The following is a 22,716-nucleotide window of genomic DNA, read 5'->3' on the forward strand; positions in this document are numbered from 1 at the left end:
CCGTTGCCGACCGCGGCGTCGGCTCGACCCGTGTCGCAGTCGACGGTTGGTCACCCGGATGCGGGGCTCATACCCCCAGCAGGCCGTGGACGTGCTGGGAGGGTTCGGACGCCGCGGCCCCTAGCGCCGAAACAAGGGAAACCGGCTGGTCGCGGCACTTGCGGGAGGCGCGGTGGTCGCCTGTGGTCGCAGGCTGGAAGCGTCCACTTCCCTCCGCCTCCCGGAGGCGATCACCATGCGTACCAGCGTCGGCCGCGGCCGCATCTACCGCCGCTGCGGCTGCAGAGACACCCAGCATCACCAGCTCGGCGCGCACTGTCCTCAGCGTCCAGTGGGCGGAGGGCTCCTGGCCGTCCGGGCCCCGGCCGCCACCGTCGAGCTGAACCTGGACTGACCCTCGCCTTGAGCGGCGGCTGCTCTTGGTGACGGCCCCGGGCCGCGGACGAAGGTGGCACTGTCAGTGACAGTCTCCGCAGGAGTGCTGTCAAAAGGGATCTGGCTGGGGCGGGGCGGGCGGCCGAGGCTGGGTGCATGACAACCGCCGATACCTCCACGACCGCCGCGTCCGCGCCGCCTACCGGTGGCCGCATGACCGGACGCCAAGTCGCCGCCCTGATGGTGCTCCTGGCTTCGCAGTTCATGATGGCCGCGGACTTCTCCGTGCTCAACGTCGCGCTGCCCGAGGTCGGTGTGTCCCTCGGGTTCTCGACGGGGAGCCTGCAGTGGATCACCACGACGTTCGCCCTGTGCGCCGCCGGATGCACCCTCGTCTTCGGCCGCGTCGGCGACTACGTGGGGCGCCGGCGCATCTTCACCGCGGGAATGGTCGTCCTGGCCGTTTCCTCGCTCGTCGGCGGCATCGCCGACTCGGCCGCGATGCTGCTGGTCGCCCGTACACTCCAGGGTCTGGCCACTGCGGCCGTCACGCCCGCGGCGCTCGCCCTGCTCACCACGGCCTTCGCCGAGCCCGCTCTGCGGACCCGGGCGCTCGGCCTCAACAGCGTGATGATGAGCTCCGGGTTCAGCGTCGGCGCGATCCTCGGCGGTGTCCTCACGGATGTGCTCTCCTGGCGCTGGGCCTTCTTCATCAACATCCCCGTGGCCATCGCGGCGATCGTCGTCGTGCCGTTCGTCGTCGACGAGAGCCGGGCCGCGCAGCGCAGCCGCATCGACCTGCCGGGCGCGCTGCTGATCACCCTGGGCCTGTTCGCCGGGATCTACGGCGTCACCCGCGTCGGCGAGCAGGGCTTGGACCTGACGGCGGGCGTCGCGCTGATCGCCGCCGCCGTCCTGCTCAGCGTCTTCTGGACCGTGGAGAGCCGTACCGTCGATGCCCTGGTCCCGGTGAAGGTCCTGAGGAAACCCGACATCGCCTTCGGCAACGTGGCCGCCCTGTTCATCTTCGGCGGCGAGACCGCACTGATCTTCTTCACCGGTCTGTACGTCCAGAACGTGCTCGGCCTGTCGTCCCTGGTCGCCGGCCTGGTGCTGCTCGGCATCGGAATGGGCCAGATCATCGCCGGCATCGTCGGTCCGCGCCTCCTCCAGCGCGTCTCGCCGCGCACGATGCTCGGCGTCTCCCTGGCCCTCCAGGGCGCGTTCATGCTCCCCGCGCTGTGGGCGACCTCGGACTCGCGCTGGCTGATCCCGCTGATCATCACCCAATTCGTGAACGCGTTCTTCTCCATGATGGCGGCCCTGTGCTTCATGGTCATCGCCACCTCGTCCGTCGATGCCGACGAACAGGGCATGGCGACCGGGATGGCCACACAGAGCCAGCAGGTCGGTATCGCGATCGGCATTCCGCTGGTGAGCGCGGCGTTCGCCACCGTCGTCGGGCAGGGCACCGCGACCACCGCCAAGGAGCTCACCGGCATCCACGTGGCCATCGGCGTGGCCGGCGTCTCCCAGTTCGCCGTCGGCCTGCTCCTGTGGCTGGTGCTGCGCAGCAAGTTCAGCAGTCCGCAGTGACCGCGTAGAGCCGATGTGGCGGCAGCCACGGCCGGGAGAGCGGTCCGCACCGCCCTCCCGGCCGTTGTGGCGCAGGTCACCGCGATCCAAGGCGGGATTGCCGATGCCGTTCGGCACTTCATAATGAGAAGGGTGGAACAGATCATGAACACGGACCTCGGTAGCTATCTGCGACAGATGCGCGAGCGTGTCCGACCGGAGCAGATGGGGCTGCGCACCAGCAACTCCCGCCGCGTTCCTGGACTGCGCCGCGAAGAAGTGGCCGCGCTGGCGGGTGTGAGCCAGACCTACTACACCCGGCTTGAGCAGTCGCAGACCGCCCACGCGTCCCCGCAGGTCCTGCTCTCCATCGCCCGCGCACTGGATCTCGGCCGCGACGAGCAGGACTACCTGCTCAAGATCGGCACAGCGGTGCAGAACCCGCAGCGGCAAACGCCCGATGACGACCAACTCAGCTTCAGCACCAGGATGCTGATGTCCTCACTCGGCAGTGTGGCGGCAGCCGTGCTGAACTACCGGTGCGACATCCTGGCCTGGAACCCCCTGTACCACCAACTGTTCGCACCGCACCTCGAATTCGGCGTCCCCCAGGATGTCGAACAGCGCCCCAACATCATCAAAATGAACTTCCTCGACGAGAACGTCCGGGCTCTGTACGCGGACTGGGCCGCCGAGTCGGAGTCAAACGTGACGTATCTGCGATTCATCTCGGGAAATCACCGACACGATCCGCGGCTTGCCGAGCTGATCGGCGAGCTGACCATCCAGGATGAAGAGTTCGCGGCGCTCTGGTGCCGCCAGCGGGTGGCGAACTGCATCGAGGGCACCAAGCTCTTCGACCATCCGGTGGTGGGCGAGCTGGAGTTGATGTACCAGTCCGCGGGCCTCCAGGACGGCAACATCCTGAAGCTCTACCACGCGGAGCCCGACTCCCCGCACGAGGCGGCCCTGCAGCTTCTGACGGTGGATCTGAACTCCGTTCACCGGAGCTGAAGGGTCAAGGAACACCTCGCCGAGTCCGAGCTTCTCGCCCCGCTCGACCTTGACCTGGCCCTCCTTGATCTCGCCGTAGTACGAGTCCACCCACTGCGGGTCGGTGTGATGGGCGGCGCCGAGCACCTCGTACGCGGCGTCGGCCGAGACTCCAGGGGGAGCCGAAGAGTTTCCGCCGCGTTCAAGCCCATGGTGGAGAGGGGCTCACACGCTGGTCACCGGATGCACTCGCCCCAACGCGGGCAACGGCCCGGGCGGGGACACCTCGGGGAAGCGGGCGGAGGCTGGCGGAATCACGAAGGTTGTGATCGGAGAGGCCACGCCACGCCTGAGGATTGTCGCCTGTCATACGGCACACAGGGGGGAGACGAGCGTGGACCATGAGGCGCTCACGCCGGCGGTGCGCAGGCTTTTGGACGATCCGCGCGTGGATCCAGAGCGGGAGGTGTCCGGTACCGAGGAGGCAGCACACGCAGTACGTCTCCTCGACCAGGGGCTGCGCGAAGGACCGGGGGTCTTCCGCAGAATGGCCGAGGGCGCTCAGCGGGGCGCCGAGACCCTCCCGTCAGACCCGCTCCAGGTGCTCTCCGAGTTCGTACAGAACGCCAACGATGCGAGGGCCAGCCAGCTGCGTTTCCTGTGGCGTCCAGACGCGCTGCTGATCGCCCACGACGGCGTCAGCGTGCGCATGGGTGATGTCCTACTCCTCGGTATGCCCTGGCTCGGTGGCAAGACCGCCGACGCTCAGAGCACGGGCGTTTCGGCATCGGGCTGTCAACGCTCAGGGCACTCGCAACGACCTGGGAAGTCCACTGCCATCCCTTCCACGTACAGTTCGCCGATCTCGCCCTGGAACCAGTCGCTCCGCCGGAGCTACCAGAAGAGATCTCCGGACCCCAATGGACGGTCTTCCGTATCTCTCTGGAGCCGGACGCGCTGCCCGCCTCCGATCTCTTCGAATGGTTCGAAAGGGCGTCTGACCTGTGCCGCTGCCCTGCCGCGAGCGCGGACACACGATTCCCGGCGCGTGATCCAACGTCAAGACGCCCCATCCGGACAGCGGCCGGAAACCGGCTGCCCGCCCGAGGGCTCCTTCGGCGCTGAATACCCTCAAATGTGGCCTATAACCGACTGTTGACGGTATGTGTGTGCGTCGATAAAGCTTCTGGCCGGACCGATTCGAGGAGCCATCCATGTCGGGGCATGTCATCGACGCGTTCTTCACTGTCACCGATGAGAAGGAGGGGCTCACGATCGGCTACGCCGTGCAGGGCGGCCGGATCGCCCGCTGGGACTGGACCAGGAAGCGGATGTACGACGTCGACGCGGTGCCGCTCGCACAGCGCTGGCCGCAGTTGCCGGAGGCGTTCCGGCAGGGAATCGACGCCGCCCTCACCACGCAGGCGGACAACCCCTGGTCGTGGGTGTTCCGGGGCCCGCAGTGCCTGATGCTCAATCCCCTGGACGGCTCCGTTGCCCAGGTCAGCACCATCGCCGCCCGCTTTCCCGGGTTGCCGGCCACCTTCGCTCAGGGCATCGACGCAGCCCTGCCCGCCCCCGGCGCCGGGGCGGGCGTCAACGAGGTGTACTTCTTCAGCGGCTCCCAATGCGTCCGCTACGACCTGCGTATCCCGGCGCCGGTCGAGATGAAGACCATCGCCCAGGTGTGGACCGGGCTGACCGCGAAAGCACCGGAGTTCGCGCATGGGCTCGGAGCGGCGACGGTGGATCCCGGCACCGGGAAGTGCTACCTCTTCCGGGGCGGCGACTACACCGAGGGCACGCTGGCCGACACGACCATCCGGGAGAACGCGGCCGCAGTGGGCAACGCGGCGTGGCCCGGACTGCTGCCGGCGTTCACCCGGGGCCATGTGATCATCTGGGCGGACGGTCGGCCGGTCGCCCTCGATCTGGAGACCGGGCAGAGCGAGCAGATGCCGACCGGTGTCCTCTCCGGGGCACCGGTCACCAGCCCGGACGGCCGCTACCTGTACCTGACCCACAACGATCAGTTTTCCTGCTACGACATGGCCACCGCGCAGGTCCGCTGGCACACCACTCGCGTGACGGACGGGAGGCGCGCTGTCTTCAGCCGGGACGGCGGTCGCATGTACTTCGTGTCCAAGTTCACCAAGAAGCTCACCGTGGTCGATCCGGCCGGGCCGGACCTGGTTGCGGCCATCGATCTATACGACTTCGACCCCACGCGGGACCGGGAGGGAAGCGATCCGGGTGGCGACGATCCTGCGACCGGGTCCATGAGGCCCGATGACGCTCAGGAGGATGGGCGCCCCCTTTCGGAGTTCCTCCCGGGCTGGCAGGACGCGCCGCCCGTGGCGCTCTCCCCTGACGGTGGCATGGCGTACGTCGGGTTCCGCAGGGAGGCAAACAACACCTACCGCATCCTCGAAGTCGACCTGGAGCAGCGGAAGGTGCTGCAGAGCTTTCGCCTACCCGAGGCCGGTGCGCCTCTCGACGTGGCGATCGACGCGGACGGGCGGATCGCCCATGTCGCCCAGGAACGCGGCACGTGCGCGATCGATCTGCACACCGGCGCCATCGCCTGGGAGGGCGTCCTCCCGCCGTGCCGGGCGATGAAGCTCACGCCCGACGGCGGCGAACTGTGGTGTCTGCCCGCCGTGGACCGTGGCGGCGTGCTGGTCGCTGCCCCGGACGGCCATACCGTCCTGCGGCGCATTCCGGTCGGCCCGGATGGCGGCCTCGGCACCGGTTGGGACCTCGAATTCAACCACTTCGGGACATACGCCTTCGTCTTGACGGAGATTGCACCCGAATACATCTCGCATGTGGCGGTAGTCGACGTCACCGCCCGCCGGACGACCGCCAACCACCCCGTCTCCGGCCCGCGACGCCTCGGCATCCGGTTCGCCTACACCACCTACTGAACAAGCGCCCCAGCCGCCCCACCCCCCTTGACCCGTACTACAGAGGGAGTTCCGTCGTGCCCGAGGCACCGCCCGTCATCGATGCCTTCTTCACCGTCACGGAGAACGGCCGGGAAACCGGATTCGTCACCCGGGGCGGACGCGCCGCCCGGTTCGATTGGGACACGGGCCGGATGGCTGACGGTGCCCGTCCGCTGGAGCGTCTCTGGCCGTCGCTGCCGGCCGCGTTCCGCTCCGGGTTCGACGCGGTGCTGGTCACCGCCGACCCGTGGTCGATGGTTTTCCGCGGCGCGCAGTGCCTGCTGCTGAACCCGCTGGACGGCTCCGTCGCCGAGGTCAGCACCATCGCCGCCCGTCTTCCGGGGCTGCCGCAGCCGTTTCCGCAAGGTATCGACGCGGCCCTGGCGAGTGGTGCGGGGCAGGAGGTGTACCTCTTCGCGGGTGATCAGTGCGCCCGCTACGACCTGCGCGYCATGAACGTGGTGGAGGTGGCGCCGCTGGAGCGGATGTGGCCCGGACTCGCCCAGCACGCGCCGGCGTTCACCGCCGGGATCGACGCCGCCGTCAGCCGTCCCTCGCAGGGCGCCTTCCACTTCTTCCGCGCTGCCGATTCCACCCGGGGGACGCTCGCTACCCGCACGGTCACCGAGACCGCCCGGCCCGTGGACGACACGACCTGGCCGGGGCTGGTCCCGACGTTCGCCTCCGGCTTCGTCTATGTGCAGGTCGGCGGGAACATCGATGTGATCGATCTGGACGGCGGCCGGGTCGTCGCAACCTTGGACATCGACCCGCACAGCGACTCCTCCGCCGCCCTGCAGATGAGCCCGGACGGGCGGCTGCTGTATGTATGGACCCACACGCAGCGTCTCTGCCTGGACACCATCACTCGTGAGATCGTGGCCGATCTGCCTTTCACGGGCGGCGAATCACCGGTGTGCGGAGTCGCGTTCAGCGCAGGGGCGTCGCTGGTGCACGGCGCCACGGAGCACTGGGAGCAGGGCAAGCTGTATCTGGACACCTTCCGGGCCGGTACTACCGAACGCACCCAGCGCGTCGAACTGCGGGCCCAGGACCTGCGTGCCGCGCTGTCCGCGCAGGACGACGGCGCCGATGTGAAGGCCACCGGTATCCGGGCAGACATGGGGCCGGTCGTGACCTCTCCCGACGGCCGGTTCGTGTACCTCGGCGTGGATCTCGACGGCCGGGGAGCGGTCGTCGAGGTGGACGTGCAGGCGGGACGATTGCGCCAGGCGTTCCGCATGCCCGCAGGCAATTCGCATACGACCGCCGTTTCCCCGGACGGCTTCCATCTGCATGCCGCGGGCCGGGAAGGCGTCTGCACCTTCGACGTCCGGAACGGTGCGGTTGTCCGCCAGGGTGTGCTTCCCGGCTGCACGGCGCTGGCTGTCTCGCGCGGCGGCGACGGTCTGTACTGCCTGCCCTGGGACTGGGACACCAAGGAGGGCCTGCTCATCGCCGACCCGCTCAGCCATGCGGTCCGCCGCCGCATCCCGGTCGGCGGCTCGGGCGGCCCCGGCCACCCGCATGCCATCGCCTTCGACTACGCGGGCACGTTCGCCTTCCTCAGCGAGGAACACGCCAACGCCGTGGTGATCGTCGACACCGAGACGTACGACATGGTGCGGGCCATCCCGACGCGCGACGGCCGGCGGCCGATGAGCATCGCCGTCGGCCCGTACTGACCCGCGGCCGGACCCGCCACCACTACCTCGACCCCGCACACCCGGACCGGCCCCTACGGGGCCAAGGGGGAACGATCAACGTGACCATGGCCGCACCCGAACGCGTCACCCTCCGCGAGATGCTGGAGGAGATCGAATCAGTCGACCTGGAGCTACCCGACGAGCTCGTCCCGTACCTGGAGAACGTCCACTTCCACGAGGGCCTGCCCGGCCGGGACAAGCTGATCACGGCCCAGTTCCCGGGATATCTCGACGAGCCCGGCGGCCCCAATCCGGTCGACGCCGTGTTCCTCAAGACGTACAGCCTCGGTACCGAAAAGATCAGTGCCTTCATTCTCAGCGTGCGGGTCGGGTTCGACGGCTCCACCCTTCCGCTGGTCGGCGAGGGCATTCCGGAAGGTGCCCTCACCTTCCCGCTGCTGCGCGTGCTGTACATCTCCCAGCAGTTCGACACGGCCCAGACCGACCATCTGAACACTCTGCTCGCCGGATACGGCCTCGCTGAGCCCGTCTTCCCCCGGCCCAACGCGACGTCCGACAACGTATGGGAGAAGGGCATCACCGGCGTCGTCACCTGGAAGGTCGACGGCGGCGAGATGCCGGGGATCGCCATCCGCTCGGACAAGGAGAAGAAGAAGGAGGAGCCGCCGGAGCCCGACAAGGAAGTCGCCCTGCCCGGGCTTCCCCTGTCGTACGGGCCGCTGGAGATCGCGGCCCTGAAGCGGGGCAAGGACAAGAAGGGCCTGCGCCTCTACTTCACCGGGGAAATCCGTATCGCCGGCTCGGTGTTCGCGCTCGACGGCCTCGGGCTGGTCATCCCGCTCAAGATGGGAAGGAGGCCCCAGCCGCAACTGGGCGGTGCCTCGCTCGCGCTGCGCCGCAGCGCGCCCTCGATGGCCATCGACGCGGCGCTGCGTTGGGCGGGCGGCAAGGACGACGAGATCGTCGGCGGGCTGATGGGCCTGGTCAGGGTGACCACACCGATGGTGGAGATCATGGGTGCGGGCGCCTTCGCGCGGGCCACGGCTGGGTACAACACCGTGTTCCTCTATCTGGAGGCGTTGCTGGCGGGCGGACGGTCGCTGTTCGGGCCACCGCCGTTCACCGTCACCGGCCTGTCCGGCGGCTTCGGCTTCAACAGCCGGGTGGTCCCGCCCGAAATCCACCGGCTGCCCGACTTTCCGCTGATCGGGCGGCTCAACGCCGCCCCGGCCCTGCCCGGCGCGCCCGCGCCGGAGCCTCCCGATCCGATGGACATGCTCGACCGGCTCGCCGGGCCGAACGGCTGGGTGCGGCCCGAGGAGGGCTCGTACTGGGTGGCCGTCGGCGTGCGGTTCACCTCCTTCCGGTTCATCGAGACGCAGGCTCTCGCACTCATCGAATTCGGGAACCGGCTCAACCTGATGCTGCTGGGCCGCACGTCCATCAGCCTGCCGAAGAACACCGTCCCCGGGGCGAAGGAGCACGCGCGGCTCAACATCGACCTGCGGCTGGCCTATCTCTCCGACCGCGACCTGCTCGCCCTGGACGTGGCGGTCGGCGAGGGCTCGTACATCTTCGACCCGGGCTGCCAGCTCACCGGCGGGATCGCCCTGTACGTCTGGACGGGCGGCGACAGCGCCGGTGACTTCGTCATCAGCCTGGGCGGCTACCACCCGCAGTTCGCGAAGCCGGCCCACTATCCGGTGCCCGCCCGCCTCGGGCTGGAGTGGAACCCGTGCGGCCGGGTCACCGTCCGCGCCACCGGCTACACCGCGCTCACCCCGGGCGCCGTGATGTTCGGCGGAGCGCTCGTCGCCCGCTACGAGAAGGGCGCGGTGAGTGCCTGGTTCACGGCCCATCTGGACGCGCTCATCCAGTGGAAGCCGTTCTACCTCGACCTTGCCCTGGGCATCTCGATCGGGGTGGCCGCCACGATCAAGATCCCGATCGTGAAGATCAAGGTACGGGTGTCCTTGGAACTCGGCATCGACCTGCAACTGTGGACCCCGCCCATGGGCGGCCGGGTCACCCTCAAGGTGTGGTTCATCTCCCTCTCCTTCGACTTCGGCTCCTCCCGCAAGGGCGCCCCTCCCGTGCCGTGGGGCGATTTCCAGACGCAGCTGCCCGCGCCGGTGCGGACCAAGACGGAGAAAGGCGCCCTGCTGGACGTCGACCCGCAGGAGACGGCGGCCCGCAGCGCGGCGCGGGCTCCGCTGCTGGTCTCCCCGGACGGCTTCGTGTTCTCCACGGAATCCGCGCTGCCCGCCTCCCAGGTGCTGGTCAACGGGGTGGAGTACGCCACCGGGGACCCCGTGGACATCCGGCCGATGCGCCGGAGCGGGGTCACCTCCAAGCACCTGGTGCGGATCCAGCGGGGCGTCGGGAATCCCGAGGACTTCGACCCGAAGGACAACGGGTGGGACGTCACCGTGATCCGCCGTGGGCTTCCCCGCTCCCTGTGGGGCAGCCCCTTGGAGGATCCGGAGGCGGGGAGGGACGAGCCCGGCCTGGTGCCCGACCTGATCACCGGTCTGCGCTTCGAGGTGCCCTCGCCCGAGCTCGTCGAGGGACTCGGCCCGGTCAGTTCCCGCTCCCTCGGATTCGACCCCCTGCGGAACGGCGTGATCCCGCTGCGGAACGCCGATCCCGCCGGGCCGGCCCCGCGTGACGAGGACGACACCATCACCGTGATCGCCGAAACCCTCGACGCCGCGGAGACCGTCGCCGGGCGCGCCGCCGTCCTCACGGCCCTGGGCCGGCTGGGCGTCTCGCCCGGCGCGGACGCGGACTCGCCGCTCACGGCCTACGCGGCCCTGGCCACGCGCACCATGACCAGCGTGCCGATGGCCGTCCACGCCGCCTGACCCCCCGACCCCTCACCCACCTCGGAGGTGACCACCGTGCGGGATACCGACGGTCCAGAGCTCCATGTCTTCTTCCATGACCACCTCATCCCGCACGCGGGCGCCGGCGTCTACACGGTGGTCGCCACCCACGAGCTGTACGACGAGAACGGCGACCGCCTGGACACCGCGCCCCCGCTGCCGGTCAGCGAGCAGGCGTTCGAAGTCCGTCCGGCCCGGTTCGTCCTGGACGACGGCTCCGTGCACGCCTACTACCCGCCGGAGGGCAGCTCCGGCTCGTACGACAACGTGCTGCCGCACATCACCCTGACCCGGGCCGTCCTGCCCTGGGACCGGGAGCTGACACCCAATTCCCGGTCGCGCGCCCACGCGCCGTGGATCGCGCTGCTGGTCTTCCGCCAGGGTGAACTGCCCGACGACCCCGGCGCGCTCGGCGAGACCGTGACGCGCACCGTCGGGGAACTGCGGGTCACCGCTGGTTCCGGCGTCATCGGCCCCGCCCTGCGCTGGCCGCTCCCGCCGGATGTCGAGGCGAGCAAGTGCCGGACCATCGACGTGCCCGCCGAGGTGTTCCGCGCGGTGGCGCCGTGGCAGGACGAGATGTACTACCTCGCGCACGTGCGGGACGTGAAGCCGCCCGAGAGCCGCGCCGGGGAGGAGAAGATCACCGAGGGCCGGTACGCGGTCGTCACCGCCAACCGGTTCCCCCGCGTCCCGGGCCGGTACGTGGCCCACCTGGTGTCCCTGGAGGGGTACGAGCCGCACCTGCGGCCCGACCCGCCCACCGGGCACGAGACCGTACGGCTGGTGTCCCTGCACGCGTGGTCCTTCCAGCACGACCCGTTCGGCGTGCTCGACACCGGCGCGCTGCTGAAGAAGCTCGTCGACCCGGGCCACCAGGACCCGGAGGGTGACGAGCAGCTCGCCCTCCGGCTCCCCGTGCCCCCGCCCGGCCAGGGCGAGGACGCGGCCACGGCGTACGCGCGCCGCAGGCTCGCGCTGGGGCATGTCCCGGTGGCGTACCGCACCCTGTCCGGGGAGCTCACCTACGCCTGGTACCGGGGGCCGGCCACGCCGGTCACCGCCCCCGAGGTCCCCGGCCAGGCGTTCGAACAGGGGCACACCACCTCCGACCACGCCCTGGTGTACGAGCGCGAGCACGGCCTGTTCGACGTGAGTTACGCGGCCGCGTGGACCCTCGGCCGTACCGCGGCGCTCGCCGATCCGTCCTTCGCCTCCGAGATGACACGGGCGCGCCGGGAGCTGGCCAACCAGGCCGTGGTGATCCGGGCGACCGCCGGTGACCCGGCGCGCTCGCGCAGCGGCACCGGTCCCGGGGCGAGCGGGGTCCGGGGCCTCGGCGGGCTGCTGGAGCTCGCCGAACCGGCGGACGGACGCTCCCTCGCCGAGGCGTTCGCCGCGCCGCCCGACGACGAGGCGACCGAAGAGCCCTTCCCGGCCGAAATCCCGCGCCCCCGGCGTGACCGGGCCGCCGGGGAGGCCGCGCTCGTCTCCCCTCGCGCGATGGAACTGCTGTCGGAGACGGCCGCGCGTTCGGCCCGCTCGCTCGCCGAGTGGCTGGACCGGCTCGCGCTGCTGCACGGCATCCCGTTCCACCACCTCGTCCCCGACGAGCGGATGCTGCCGGCCGAGTCGCTGCGCATGTTCCGCATCGACCGGGCGTGGCTCAAGGCCGTGGTCGCCGGAGCCTCCGACCTCGGGCTGCACACCACCACCGACCTCGACGTCGACCGGCATCTGCGCACGGCGGTCGCGAGTCGCCGCACTCCGGGACGGGAGCCCGAGGCCGGACTGCTGATCCGCTCCGCCTTGGTGCGGGCCTGGCCCGAATTCCCGCTCGCCGCCTACCTGAACGGGAACGAGGTGACGATCCTGCGGCAGGACCGGCTCGCCGAGGACACCCTCATCGCGCTGTTCGACGCGGTGCCGGACCGCGTGGACATCCTGGAACCGGGCCAGGGCATCCACTTCGGCATCGACGAAGGGGACGTCGTCTCCCTGCGCAGCATCGGCGGCGCGGACGCCCCGCCGCTGGGCGAACCCCTGGACGCGTACTACCCCGACCCCGAGGACCCGGACGCGGGCACCGTCTTCACCCGCTATCTGCGGTCCCGGCCCACCGGTCAGACCCCGGACGTGCTGCGGCTGCGCGGCGACGACGGTCTCGTGCCGGAGCTCGCCGGCGCGTTCGGCAGGGAGGGCGACGAGCGGGACCTCACCCCTGCCGAGTTCGCCGTGAACCTGGTCAACGCCCCGCAGTTGCAGCGGCTGACCCCAGGCGGCGCTCCGTACGTCCCGTCCGGTAGCGGCACCACGCCGGCAGCCCCCGTCCCCGCCACCGACCGGAGCCCCGCATGACCGAGTCCCCCCTCACTCCTCCCGTGGCACCGGACCTGATCGTCCCCGTGCAGCTGCACGCCCTGACCGTCAGCGAACCGGAGTCCGACCCCGGGTACTTCCAGCGCTTCGGGCCCAACTTCACCAAGATGCTTGAGGAGAAGAAGGCGGCCGAACCCGAGCCCGGCAGGGGCAACCAGGCCCCCGGTACCGGCGTCTATCTGCAGTGGCAGCTGCCCGAGGCACTGGCCACGGCCCACTACGACCCGGACACCGAGGAGACGACCCTGCCCCTGGTGCCCAACCGGTGGCTGGTGGTCCGCCATCACCGGGTGCCTTCCGGCCGGCCCGGCGCCGGGGAGGTGCGGGCCGCCGCGTGGCTGATCCACAGCGACTACCTCGAGTACGCCCACTACGACAGCGCGCACGGACCCGGCGAAGCCGCCTTCCTGTCGGACGACCCGGAAACCGGCGCACAGCGTGAGGACTGGCTGGGCCGGGCCGTCGACCTGCGCGTCGAGGAGTGGCGGGAGCCCGACAACGCCCCGGACCCGTTCCTGACCGCCGCCGGCCCCGGCCTGCTGGCCTTCGCCGGCTTCCAGCCGTACCACCCGAACGTCTTCTCCTTCCACGACACCCTCAAGGACCTGGAGGGGTACGGGCACAACGAGCCCGCTCCCACCACCCTGAGCTACTGCGCGATCGGCTGGTACTCCGACGACGACGGGGACATCCTGCGCCGGGCCGCCGACATTCCCGGACTGCTGCCCCCGGTCGTCAACGGTCCCGCCGATGTGCTGCGCGCCCTGGGCTGGGCGCTGCCCGGCCTCACGGACCGCGAGGACGACGCCGAGGACGAGGGCACGGGCGCGGAGAGCGCCGAAGGGCCGGCCCCCGGCCCGGTGCGGACCGTGTACAGCGGCACTGCGCTCGGCATTCCCTGGGACTATTACGAGACGTACGCGTCGGCGCGGCCCAAGGACTACAAACCGAGGGTGGCCGTCGGGCACAGCACCGGCGACGCGTTCGCCGCGCTCACCCACCGCCGCACCCGCTCCGCCCGGACCGCCGGTCTGGTCAAGGCGCTCTACCACGGCTCCATCGACAGCCACGACCTCCCCGACGGCGCCGCCGAGCTCGAACGCGCCGCGCACACCGCGACGTTCGGCGCGTCGGCGGGCGGTACGACCTGGGTCCTCGTCCCCCGCCCGGGTGGTGGCGACGAGAGCCTCGACGGGCCCGTTCCCCCGCACCTGGTCGACCCGCCGGAGTGGCTGCACCAGCTCAACACGGACCAGCGGGAGTTCGACGCCCTCACCATCGAGCTGGCCGGGCTGCGCGAGCGGCTGCGCACCCTGTGGTGGATGAAGGAAATGCCGGGCAGCCACCCCGACGGCTTCGACAGCGAGGCGGCCGCCCAGCTCGACCCGGAGGCCGACGACAGCCCGGCCCGGCGATCCGCGGCCATCGCCGGGCGCCTCGCGGAGCTCGCCCTGGTCATCCCGCACGGCACCACCTCCGAGGAGGTCGAGGCCGCCATCGAGGGCTTCAGCCGGACCAAGCGCCTGCCCCCGGAACTGGAACTGCGCCGCACCTTCGAGGAGTCCTACCACCGCACCAGCGACCCGGTGGTCGTCGTCGAGGGCGCCGGCGTCGGCGCACCCCTGACGCGCGACCCGGACGACCCGCTGCCCTGCCGCACGGTGGACGGGCTCCTCAAGACGATCCGGGCGGGCGACGAGCATTGGACGCCGCCCGCCGCACTGCCCCCGCTGGACCTGGTCGAGGAGACCTCCCCGCTCGAACTGCCGGTGCTGCCCGCCCCCGGCCGGGCACTGCTCGCCGAGTTCGCCCTGCTGGACCGCGCCGCCCGCACCGCCGACCCGGACGAGCCGGGGCGCACCGTCCTGGACACCGCGCTCGCCGATCCGGAGCAGCGACTGACCGGCACACCCGCCGAGTACACGGCGGTGTGGGTCCAGCCCTGGCTGCCCATGTACCTCCAGTGGGACCTGCGCTACTGCCCCGCGCCCTATATGACCGGCGAGCGGGTCAACTGGACCTTCGACGGCGAGCGGTACACCTGGACGGGCGAGGGCGCCGACCCCGGCAACGGCCAGGACGGTCCCGAGTGGATCTCCTTCGCCAACCGGGCGTTCCTCACGCCCAGCGTGCCCCACGTCCTGGCCGCCCAGGCGAAGCGGCTGGCCCGTACCTACGGGCAGGCCGGCGCGGCGGCACTGTCCCGGCTGCGGGCCGGCCTCGGCGATCTCGACGTGCTCTCCCAGACGCTCGACGGCTTCAACGACCATCTGCTGATGCGGGACACCGGGGCGCGCCAGTTCACCCCGGACGACGTCCTTCCGCTGATCGGCGAGGCCGGGCACGTCGCCGCGCCGGGAACCCTGAACGACAACGCCCGCTTCCGGTTCCAGCCCCTGCGGGCCGGCCAGTTCTACTTCCGCGACCTGCGCGTCATCGACCGCTTCGGCCGGTGCGCCGTCCTCACCGCGGTCGACGGCGAGGAGCATCTGAAGTTCAAGCCGGTACTCAGCGCGGAGGCCACGCCGAGCGAGCCGCTCAGGGCGAATATCAACGCGCCCGCACGGTTCGTCCAGCTGCCGCCGCGCCTGCTGCAGGAGGCCCGGACCCGGCTGCGCCTCGCATCCGCAACGAACGAGCGTACGGCTCCCGCGCCGGCCGGACCGTCGCCGCTGTCCGGCTGGCTGCTCGTCAACCACCTCGACAAGACCCTGCTGGTGTACGGGCCCGGCGGCGAGCCCCTGGGCGAACTGCGGGTGATCCGCACCTCGCGGACCGAGCAGCGCACCGAGTGGACGCGCCTGCCGTCCTCCCCGTACGAGCACGCGTCGGACCTGGAGGCCCACCACCCGCACCTGGCCGGGATGGTCGCCGGGCTGCTCGGACCCATCGGTCCGTTCCGGGCGCTGATGGCCACCATCAACGAGCGGCTCGGCGAGACGACGGACGCCGGCACCGGAGACACGGCCGTCCCCGCCCGGCTCGTCGGCCGCCCGGTCGCCGTCTACCGGGCCCGGATCGACCTGGAACTCAAGGGAGAACCGCTCACCAACCCCGGCTGGCACCACGCACTGGACCCGGAGCGGGAGGAGTATCCCGACTACACCTGGCCGGTCCGGCTCGGGGACCCGTACCTGCTGACCGACGGACTGATCGGCTACTACGCCCCCGACGCCGGGACGCCGGAGCGCGCCGACTACAGCACCCTGTACGTCACCGCGGAACCGCCGGACGACCCTTATCTGGCCGCGATCGGCAACGGGGCGTCGCTGGCGCTGCCGGCGCGAGAGCCCGGCAAGGAGGTCTCCCACCACATCACCGTCCTGGCCGACCCGCACAACCCCGTGCACGCCACCACCGGCATCCTGCCCGTGGTCGACCTCACCCTCCCCGCCGAACACGTCGAGACCGCGCTGCGCCGCATCCGGGCCGCCTTCCGGCTCGGCCCGCTGCTCGCCCCGGTCCGTACCCCTGCCGCTCCCGAGGAGGAGCGCCGCTCCGGCGGCGGGGAGCACGAGGGACTCGTGATGATCCGGCCGGCCTCCTGGCACGGCGAGTGGACCTGGGCCGAACCGGAGGCGGAAGGCGGCGCCGTCCGCTGGACGGAGCGCCCGCTGCTCGCCGCCGACCCGGCACCCCACCCGGACGACCCGGCGCCGCAGGCCCGCGCCGGCTATCTGATGCTGCGCCCCGCCCTCGAGGAGGACCCCGCGTGACCCAGTACGCCCGCTCTCAGCAGGGCACTCTCCTCGACTACCGCTACAAGACCGTGCCGGCCACCGTCAACGTGAGCGACGGGGACGACGTACAGCCGCTCCGGCTGGAGGTGACCGTCAGCGGGCGGGCCGACGCGCACGCGCAGTGCGAGTGGGTCCGGATCACACTGCCCTACGGCAGCAAGGCCGAGGATCTCACGCTGACCGATCCGAAGGACCTGTGGACCAGCGCCGAGGGCGGGGACACCCCCGCGCACGGGGGCGGCTGGGAAGGCGACCCGCAGGCCGTGGAGGACGGACAGATCGTCATTCCCTTCACGCCCCGTCGCAAGCCCGTGCTGTTCAACGGCACCTTCAGCGTGACGCTGGTCGTCTCGTACATCGCAGTGAACGAGGCCCGCGGCATCGCCGTGATCGGCATCACCGAGCGGACCCGGCCCAACGGGGCGGGCTCCTACGAGGAACGCCCGGCTCCGCCCTTCGTCGTGAAGAAGCACACCCCCGGGTTCTTCGTGGACAACTTCCGCGCGTCGCACGCGTCCGTCGACAACGGCAAGAGCGTCACCCTGAAGTGGGACGGCAGCCGGGGCCCGACCTACGAGATCTACTGGGGCGAGGAGGGCTACGAGGACGTCACCAACCACGGGGGCAGCTGGGATTCCCCGTCCCTGACGAACACCACCGGCTTCATGCTGGTCGCCACCGATGCCGCCGACGGCTCGGCGCCGCTGATTCACGCGTTGACGACCGCCGTCACGGTCGAGCGGCCGCACCTCGTGGTCGGCGACCTGGAGGTGAACGGCGTCACCCGGATCCAGGGCGCCCGCGAGCGGGTGACCCTGCCCGCGGCGGGGTCCTCGCAGTACTACCGGGCCGGCACCGACGGGACACTGATCGGCTATCTCCAGGCCGCCAGCGGCGCGGCCGGCTCCACCCTGGCCGCCACCGTCTACCGGGCCGAGACGAACGAGTACACGATGCGGTTCACATCCGTGAACGAAAGCGGCGTGCCGCCGAAGGAAACGCCCGTCAGCCTCCCGGTGCCCGAAGGCGCGGAAGTACTGCTGTACTTCGGCGGGCAGACCGGCGACACCCTGGATCTGGTGTGGCTGCCGCAGGGCACGGGCGGGTTCCGGGTGATCGACCGATGAGCGCCCCCCTGCTCTCCTACGCCCTGGAGACGGACCCCGACCCGTTCCCCGTGGGCGGCACCGCCACGCTGCGGCTGACCGCACGCGGCGGCGCACGGCCGGCATACTGCAAGCGGATCGTGGTGGCCGTGCCCACGGGCGCGGGCGCCGGCGAGCTCACCACGGCGCCGGGCTCGCTCGTCCCGGCAGTGACGGGCGGCGACGCGGCGGACCAGGGCGGCGGCTGGGACGTGGCCGTGACGACACCACCGGGAGAGGCGGTGTTCACCCTCACCCCCCGGGACGGCCGGGGCTGGCTCGCCGGCGTGACCCCGCTGACGTTCACGCTCGGTCAGGTCCGGGTCAACACGGCGACCGGCACGGCACGACTGCGGATCACCGAGGAGACCTCCGCCGACGGCACGGCGTGGGCCACCCCCGAGGCGGACCTTCCCGTGCCCAAATTCCCCGAGGGGTTCGTCTTCCGGGACCTGCGCGCGAAACGGCCCCATGTGAACAACGGGGACCGCGTCACCCTCACCTGGGAGGGCTCCCCCGCCACCTACACGATGGACTGGGGCCGCAGGCCCGTCGAGGTCACCGAGGACGGCACCTGGACCTCACCGTCGCTGCACCACACCACCGTCTTCCGGCTGGCGGCGACCCTGCCGGGCACCACCGCGGAACAGGTCCTGACCACCATGGTGACGGTGGCCCGCCCGCACCTCCGGCTCACCGACCTACGGGCGGACGGCCGGATCCGCAGGTTCGGGACGAGCCGGCCGCTCGCCGCTCCCTCCCCCGGTGCCCCGGCACGCTACACGGCGACCACCGACGGGGTACTGCTCGGCCACGTCCGGGCGCGCAACGGCGGAGAACCTGCTTCCCTCCGGGTCACGGTCCTCGCGGACGACACACCCGTGTACGGGCAGCGGTTCGTGTCGGACAACCGGGACCGGGACAGGCTGCCCTCGGAGACCCCGTTCCATCTACCGGTGTCCGAAGGCTGCACGGTGGTCGTCTCCGCGGAGGGATCCGCGGACGACGACTTCGGCCTCACGTGGATGCCGTACGGCAACGGCCCGCTGGTGCCGCGGGAGTGACGGAGCCGAGGTGCGGCGCCCGGACTCGCGCGCCGCACCTCTCGTACCGCTGAGGTTTGCCGGAGATCTCCATCGCGTGCGGTACGCCCCGCGATGCCCCTCCGTTTTACGGTCGTTGTCATGACAACCGCACTCGCCGGGGCTCGGACGGCTCCGGTGGAGCGGGAGATGGGATCCGCCCGGATATCGGTTCGACCCGCCGCGTCTCCACCGGAGCGAGAGCGCCGCAGGCCACTGCCGGGGACAGAAGCGACCACCACGTCCGAGCCCGTCGGGCAGCTGCGGCAGGAAGCCGGAGTAGCGGTCGGTGGTCGATGCCGCACTCGTCAAGCACGACGTCACCACGGACGGTCCGATACACAGCTCGACCACGGAGCGCGATCTCCATACAGGCGTCGGCCAAAATAGGGCGTGCTCGACCGGCTCCGTAGCCTCTCCGCCGAGGCCGGAGTCCCCCGGGTCGCGGTGCACGATCTGCGACACCTGGCCGCCACGATCACCATCACGGCCGGAGTCCCGCTCACCGTGGTCTCCAAGACGCTGCGGCACTCCACCCTCTCGACCACCGCCAACATCTACGGCCACCTCACCCAACAAGCCGCCCGCGAAGCCGTCGACACCATCGACCACACCCTCACCGAAGCCGAGAAGACCGGCCACCGGACGGACCGGCCGACGTGGCTGCGACCACCACGCGACCACATCCACCGACTCCGCGAAGCCCTCAACCGGCTCCGCTCCCCGCCCCGCCCGTGTTCAGCACCCTGGCGCGCCCACCCAGAACCGGGCGTGCGACCACACTGCGACCACCAGTACTCCGGGCATGGAAAAGGCCGTCCTCTCATGGATGAGAGAACGGCCTCCGACCTGCATAAAGCACAGTCGGGACGACAGGATTTGAACCTGCGACCCCTTGACCCCCAGCGGGCCACCGGGATTGTCTGCACATAACAAACTTAATCCGGGCGCAAGTTGTGCGTGGGGAGGGCTATCGTGCGCCATCGCGCACACCGTATGGTCCCCAGGGCCCCGCGGAGGAGCACTCGCGGCAGACACCTCCGAGGCAGCCACCGCTGCCCAGCATCCGCCGGCAAGGCGCAGAGCCGGGTTGCAGCGCGCGGCGTTTGTCACGGGCTGCTGGCCATGCTCCTCGGGTGTGCCTGGGCCGACCCGATCGCCGCCCTGGTGATCGCCTCCGTAGCCGTCAAGGAAGGCCGTGACGCCTGGCGCGGCGAGTCCTGCTGCGGCCCCATGTCTGTCGGCGACGCGATCAAACCTGGCGAGACCGAGACCAACTACGCGTGCCCGCCCGGCTGCGACTGCTGCTGACAGTGCACGCGGTCGGCTGAGCACGTCGATCGCATACCGAAAGACCCCGTTCCCCCGTCGACACGGGCTCGCCGCCTCACGGTGATGGCGTCACCCGGCTCACGGAGTCAGCTCCCGTGTATCCAGCGGCATTCTCCAGAAGTTGCGTCGGCGTGCGGCATCGAGCTCGCTCTGGAGTGGAGACGGAGGCACAACGAGAACAGGGCAGGCGGCGTGCGCGAGGCAGTAGCGGGCCACCGAAGGGCGGACGAGGCGGCGCAACGCGGCGCGTGATCCCGTGCCGACGACGAGGAGGTCGTCCACGTCGCGGGCAGCGTCCACGAGGGCCGCGCCCGGGGTCCCCCGTACCGTGAGGCCGGCGACAGTGACACCGGGCTTTACGGCACCGAACGCCGTATCGAGGACCTCGCGGAGTCTTTCGACAACCGCGGCGCGGCATTCCGCCAGGGCGGAGGGCCCGAGGCCGTTGCGGCTTCCGAGCTCACCGCCCGGTGACTGCCAGGCCAGGACGACCCGCAGCTCCGCATCGCGCACGCGGGCCTCTGCGGCCGCCCGGTGCAGCGCGGACAGACTCCCCGGCGTTCCCGTCACACCGACCACGACTCTTCGCACGGCCTCTTCCCTCTCTGCTTCGTCCACCAGTTCTCATAGAAGAGCCGGAATGGAGGATGACGTGATGTTGCTGATGGCCTTCTAACGCGGAGATCCGTAACCATGACGGGTTTCTGATGCCCGTGGCTCCGGCCGTCAGTGATCCGTAAGAACATGGCCGGTCGCCGTATGGGTCCCGTTACGAGGTGGCCACAGGTGCAGGGGTGCGGGGATAGCTTCGATGACGCGCCCCGGCCCGCCTCCCCGCAGCCGGGGCGCCAATCGCCACTCGTGGTTCCTCAGGGAGGGCCCCATGTGTTTGTTCCTGTACGACGACGACCCCGATCCTGAAGAACAGGCCCCGGCCGGGCCTCTGTACGTGCCCGCCCGGCCGGGAGGAGCACACCAGGTGGTGCGGCTGTTCCGCACCCCGTTGGGAACCCGTACCGCCGTCGGCTTCACCAGCCCGGACCGGCTCGCCGCCGCGCTCGGTACGGCCCAGCCCTGGATCCGGCTCTCCGAAGCCGCTCTCCGGGCCATGTCCGAACCGCTCGGGGTGAACCTTCTGACCGTCGACCCGACCCTCACCGCTCCCCCGGTCACCGCGGCCGCGAGCACCGCCCTGCTCGCGGCACCGGTCACGCAGGCACCCGGAACCACGGCCCGGACGGCCTGAAGGGATCACACATGACTATCACCGCCCTCTCCGCCATACCGACCGACGCGCGTGAACTCTCCATATGGCCCGCGTCCATGACGCCGCTCCCGCACGGCGGCCTGGCCGTTGGCGGGGTACCCCTCACCGAGATCGCCGACCGGTTCGACACACCGGCCTACGTACTGGACGAGGGCGAGGTGCGCGGGCGCTGCCGGACCTACCGGGAAGCGTTCCCGGACGCCGCCGTGCTGTACGCCGCCAAGGCGTTCCTGTCCCGCGCCATGGTGCGCTGGGTGCGGGAGGAGGGACTGGGCCTGGACGTCTGTTCCGCCGGTGAGCTGGAGCTCGCCGTCACCTCCGGTTTCCCACCCGAGCGCATCGTGCTGCACGGCAACGCCAAGTCGCCCCGTGACCTGGAGGCGGCGCTACGCCTCGGCGTGGGGCGGATCGTCATCGACAGTCCGTCCGAGATCGCCAGGATCGCGGCCGCCGTCGGCCCCGACGGGCGCCAGAAGGTCATGGTGCGCGTGGTGCCGGGAGTCTCGGCAGGCGGCCACGACAAGATCCGCACCGGTACGGACGACCAGAAGTTCGGCCTCTCCCTCACCGACGGGGGCGCGCAGCACGCCGTCACACGAATCCTCGGCCAGCCACAGCTCGAACTGACCGGCCTGCACTGCCACATCGGCTCGCAGATCACCGACGTGAAGCCCTACCTGGTGGCCCTGCGCCGGATGGTGGGGCTGATGGCCCGCATCCGCGACGCGCACGGCGTCGTCCTGCCCGAGCTGGACATGGGCGGCGGCCACGGCATTGCCTACCGGCCCGGAGAACCCGCCTTGGACCTGACCGCGCTGGCCCGACGGCTGCGCGCGGAGCTCATTGAGGGCTGCGCCGCTGCACGGCTGACCGTCCCCCGGCTTCTCATCGAGCCCGGGCGGGCCGTCGTCGGGCCGGCCGGAGTCGCCCTGTACCGGGTGCTCGCCGTCAAGCACACCGGCGAGAAGGTGTTCGTCGCCGTCGACGGCGGCATGAGCGACAACCCGCGGCCCGCCCTGTACGGGGTGCGCTACGCGCCCCGCCTGATCGGCAGAACCTCGGCTGCCGAAACCCGTACGACCACGGTCGTCGGCCGCCACTGCGAGGCCGGCGACGTCCTCGCCGCCGACGTGCACCTGCCCGGCGACATCCGCCCCGGCGACCTGCTCGCCGTTCCGGTTTCCGGTGCCTACCAGCTGTCCATGGCATCCGGCTACAACCTGGTCGGCCGCCCCGCCGTCGTCGCCGTCCACGAGGGCACTGCCCGGCTCCTTGTCCGGCGGGAAACCCTGCAGGACTACCGGAGCCGGGACATCGGCGTCTAGGGC

The 22,716-nt window shown here is 70.9% G+C and carries 15 protein-coding genes; 14 read left to right on the forward strand and 1 reads right to left on the reverse strand.

All coding sequences use genetic code 11. The features are described from left to right. Positions 1-235: 235 nt before the first annotated feature. The 12 genes from AB4039_RS14810 (at position 236) to AB4039_RS14865 (ending at position 20,100) form a co-directional block, all read left to right on the forward strand. Positions 236-394, forward strand: coding sequence for a hypothetical protein (locus AB4039_RS14810; RefSeq protein WP_266845858.1), 159 nt, complete (start codon positions 236-238; stop codon positions 392-394). A gap of 137 nt (positions 395-531) precedes the next feature. Next, positions 532-1,971, forward strand: a complete 1,440-nt coding sequence (locus AB4039_RS14815; RefSeq protein ID WP_442270907.1) for an MFS transporter — start codon at positions 532-534, stop codon at positions 1,969-1,971. Between the two features lie 132 nt (positions 1,972-2,103). Next, entirely contained in the window at positions 2,104-2,964 is an 861-nt protein-coding gene (locus tag AB4039_RS14820; RefSeq protein WP_442270908.1) for a helix-turn-helix transcriptional regulator, read from the forward strand. 1,193 nt (positions 2,965-4,157) lie between these two features. Then, positions 4,158-5,870 (forward strand): hypothetical protein, encoded by a 1,713-nt coding sequence (locus tag AB4039_RS14825; protein ID WP_442270909.1) that lies wholly within the window; start codon positions 4,158-4,160, stop codon positions 5,868-5,870. Positions 5,871-5,926: 56 nt separating this feature from the next. Beyond that, on the forward strand, positions 5,927-7,576 hold the full coding sequence (locus AB4039_RS14830) for a hemopexin repeat-containing protein (RefSeq protein ID WP_442270910.1): 1,650 nt from the start codon (positions 5,927-5,929) through the stop codon (positions 7,574-7,576). An 86-nt stretch (positions 7,577-7,662) separates the two neighbouring features. Next, positions 7,663-10,422 (forward strand): DUF6603 domain-containing protein, encoded by a 2,760-nt coding sequence (locus AB4039_RS14835; protein WP_442270946.1) that lies wholly within the window; start codon positions 7,663-7,665, stop codon positions 10,420-10,422. A gap of 36 nt (positions 10,423-10,458) precedes the next feature. Then, positions 10,459-12,801, forward strand: coding sequence for a hypothetical protein (locus tag AB4039_RS14840; protein ID WP_442270911.1), 2,343 nt, complete (start codon positions 10,459-10,461; stop codon positions 12,799-12,801). Next, on the forward strand, positions 12,798-16,538 hold the full coding sequence (locus tag AB4039_RS14845; protein WP_442270912.1) for a hypothetical protein: 3,741 nt from the start codon (positions 12,798-12,800) through the stop codon (positions 16,536-16,538). The genes AB4039_RS14840 and AB4039_RS14845 overlap by 4 nt, the downstream gene beginning before the upstream one ends. Then, positions 16,535-17,689, forward strand: coding sequence for a hypothetical protein (locus AB4039_RS14850; RefSeq protein WP_266845864.1), 1,155 nt, complete (start codon positions 16,535-16,537; stop codon positions 17,687-17,689). Before AB4039_RS14845 ends, AB4039_RS14850 begins: the two co-directional genes overlap by 4 nt. Next, the gene (locus tag AB4039_RS14855; protein WP_442270913.1) at positions 17,686-18,771 is read left to right on the forward strand and encodes a hypothetical protein; all 1,086 of its coding nucleotides are present in this window, start codon (positions 17,686-17,688) and stop codon (positions 18,769-18,771) included. Before AB4039_RS14850 ends, AB4039_RS14855 begins: the two co-directional genes overlap by 4 nt. A 411-nt stretch (positions 18,772-19,182) precedes the next feature. Further along, positions 19,183-19,722 carry a tyrosine-type recombinase/integrase gene (locus AB4039_RS14860; protein ID WP_442270914.1) on the forward strand — a complete coding sequence of 180 codons (540 nt, stop codon included), beginning with the start codon at positions 19,183-19,185 and terminating at the stop codon, positions 19,720-19,722. 192 nt (positions 19,723-19,914) lie between these two features. Next, positions 19,915-20,100: a hypothetical protein gene (locus AB4039_RS14865; RefSeq protein ID WP_442270915.1), complete on the forward strand. Its 186-nt coding sequence runs from the start codon at positions 19,915-19,917 to the stop codon at positions 20,098-20,100. Between the two features lie 99 nt (positions 20,101-20,199). Here AB4039_RS14865 and AB4039_RS14870 read toward each other — a convergent pair whose 3' ends face one another. Then, positions 20,200-20,712 (reverse strand): universal stress protein, encoded by a 513-nt coding sequence (locus AB4039_RS14870; protein WP_442270916.1) that lies wholly within the window; start codon positions 20,710-20,712, stop codon positions 20,200-20,202. Between the two features lie 292 nt (positions 20,713-21,004). Between AB4039_RS14870 and AB4039_RS14875 the strand changes: the two genes are divergently transcribed. Then, positions 21,005-21,367, forward strand: a complete 363-nt coding sequence (locus AB4039_RS14875) for an SAV_915 family protein (RefSeq protein WP_442270917.1) — start codon at positions 21,005-21,007, stop codon at positions 21,365-21,367. An 11-nt stretch (positions 21,368-21,378) separates the two neighbouring features. Beyond that, positions 21,379-22,713 carry a diaminopimelate decarboxylase gene (gene lysA, locus AB4039_RS14880; protein WP_442270918.1) on the forward strand — a complete coding sequence of 445 codons (1,335 nt, stop codon included), beginning with the start codon at positions 21,379-21,381 and terminating at the stop codon, positions 22,711-22,713. Positions 22,714-22,716 lie beyond the last annotated feature (3 nt).

The organism is Streptomyces sp. M-16 (assembly GCF_052114405.1).
In the GTDB taxonomy this organism is placed as follows: domain Bacteria; phylum Actinomycetota; class Actinomycetes; order Streptomycetales; family Streptomycetaceae; genus Streptomyces.

Excerpts from the sequence above, each read along its gene's own strand:
- AB4039_RS14810 (WP_266845858.1), top strand. The coding sequence starts at position 236 with ATGCGTACCAGCGTCGGCCGCGGCCGCATCTACCGCCGCTGCGGCTGC.
- AB4039_RS14815 (WP_442270907.1), top strand. The coding sequence starts at position 532 with ATGACAACCGCCGATACCTCCACGACCGCCGCGTCCGCGCCGCCTACC.
- AB4039_RS14825 (WP_442270909.1), top strand. The coding sequence starts at position 4,158 with ATGTCGGGGCATGTCATCGACGCGTTCTTCACTGTCACCGATGAGAAG.
- AB4039_RS14835 (WP_442270946.1), top strand. The coding sequence starts at position 7,663 with ATGGCCGCACCCGAACGCGTCACCCTCCGCGAGATGCTGGAGGAGATC.
- AB4039_RS14845 (WP_442270912.1), top strand. The coding sequence starts at position 12,798 with ATGACCGAGTCCCCCCTCACTCCTCCCGTGGCACCGGACCTGATCGTC.
- AB4039_RS14855 (WP_442270913.1), top strand. The coding sequence starts at position 17,686 with ATGAGCGCCCCCCTGCTCTCCTACGCCCTGGAGACGGACCCCGACCCG.
- AB4039_RS14865 (WP_442270915.1), top strand. The coding sequence starts at position 19,915 with ATGCTCCTCGGGTGTGCCTGGGCCGACCCGATCGCCGCCCTGGTGATC.
- AB4039_RS14875 (WP_442270917.1), top strand. The coding sequence starts at position 21,005 with ATGTGTTTGTTCCTGTACGACGACGACCCCGATCCTGAAGAACAGGCC.
- lysA (WP_442270918.1), top strand. The coding sequence starts at position 21,379 with ATGACTATCACCGCCCTCTCCGCCATACCGACCGACGCGCGTGAACTC.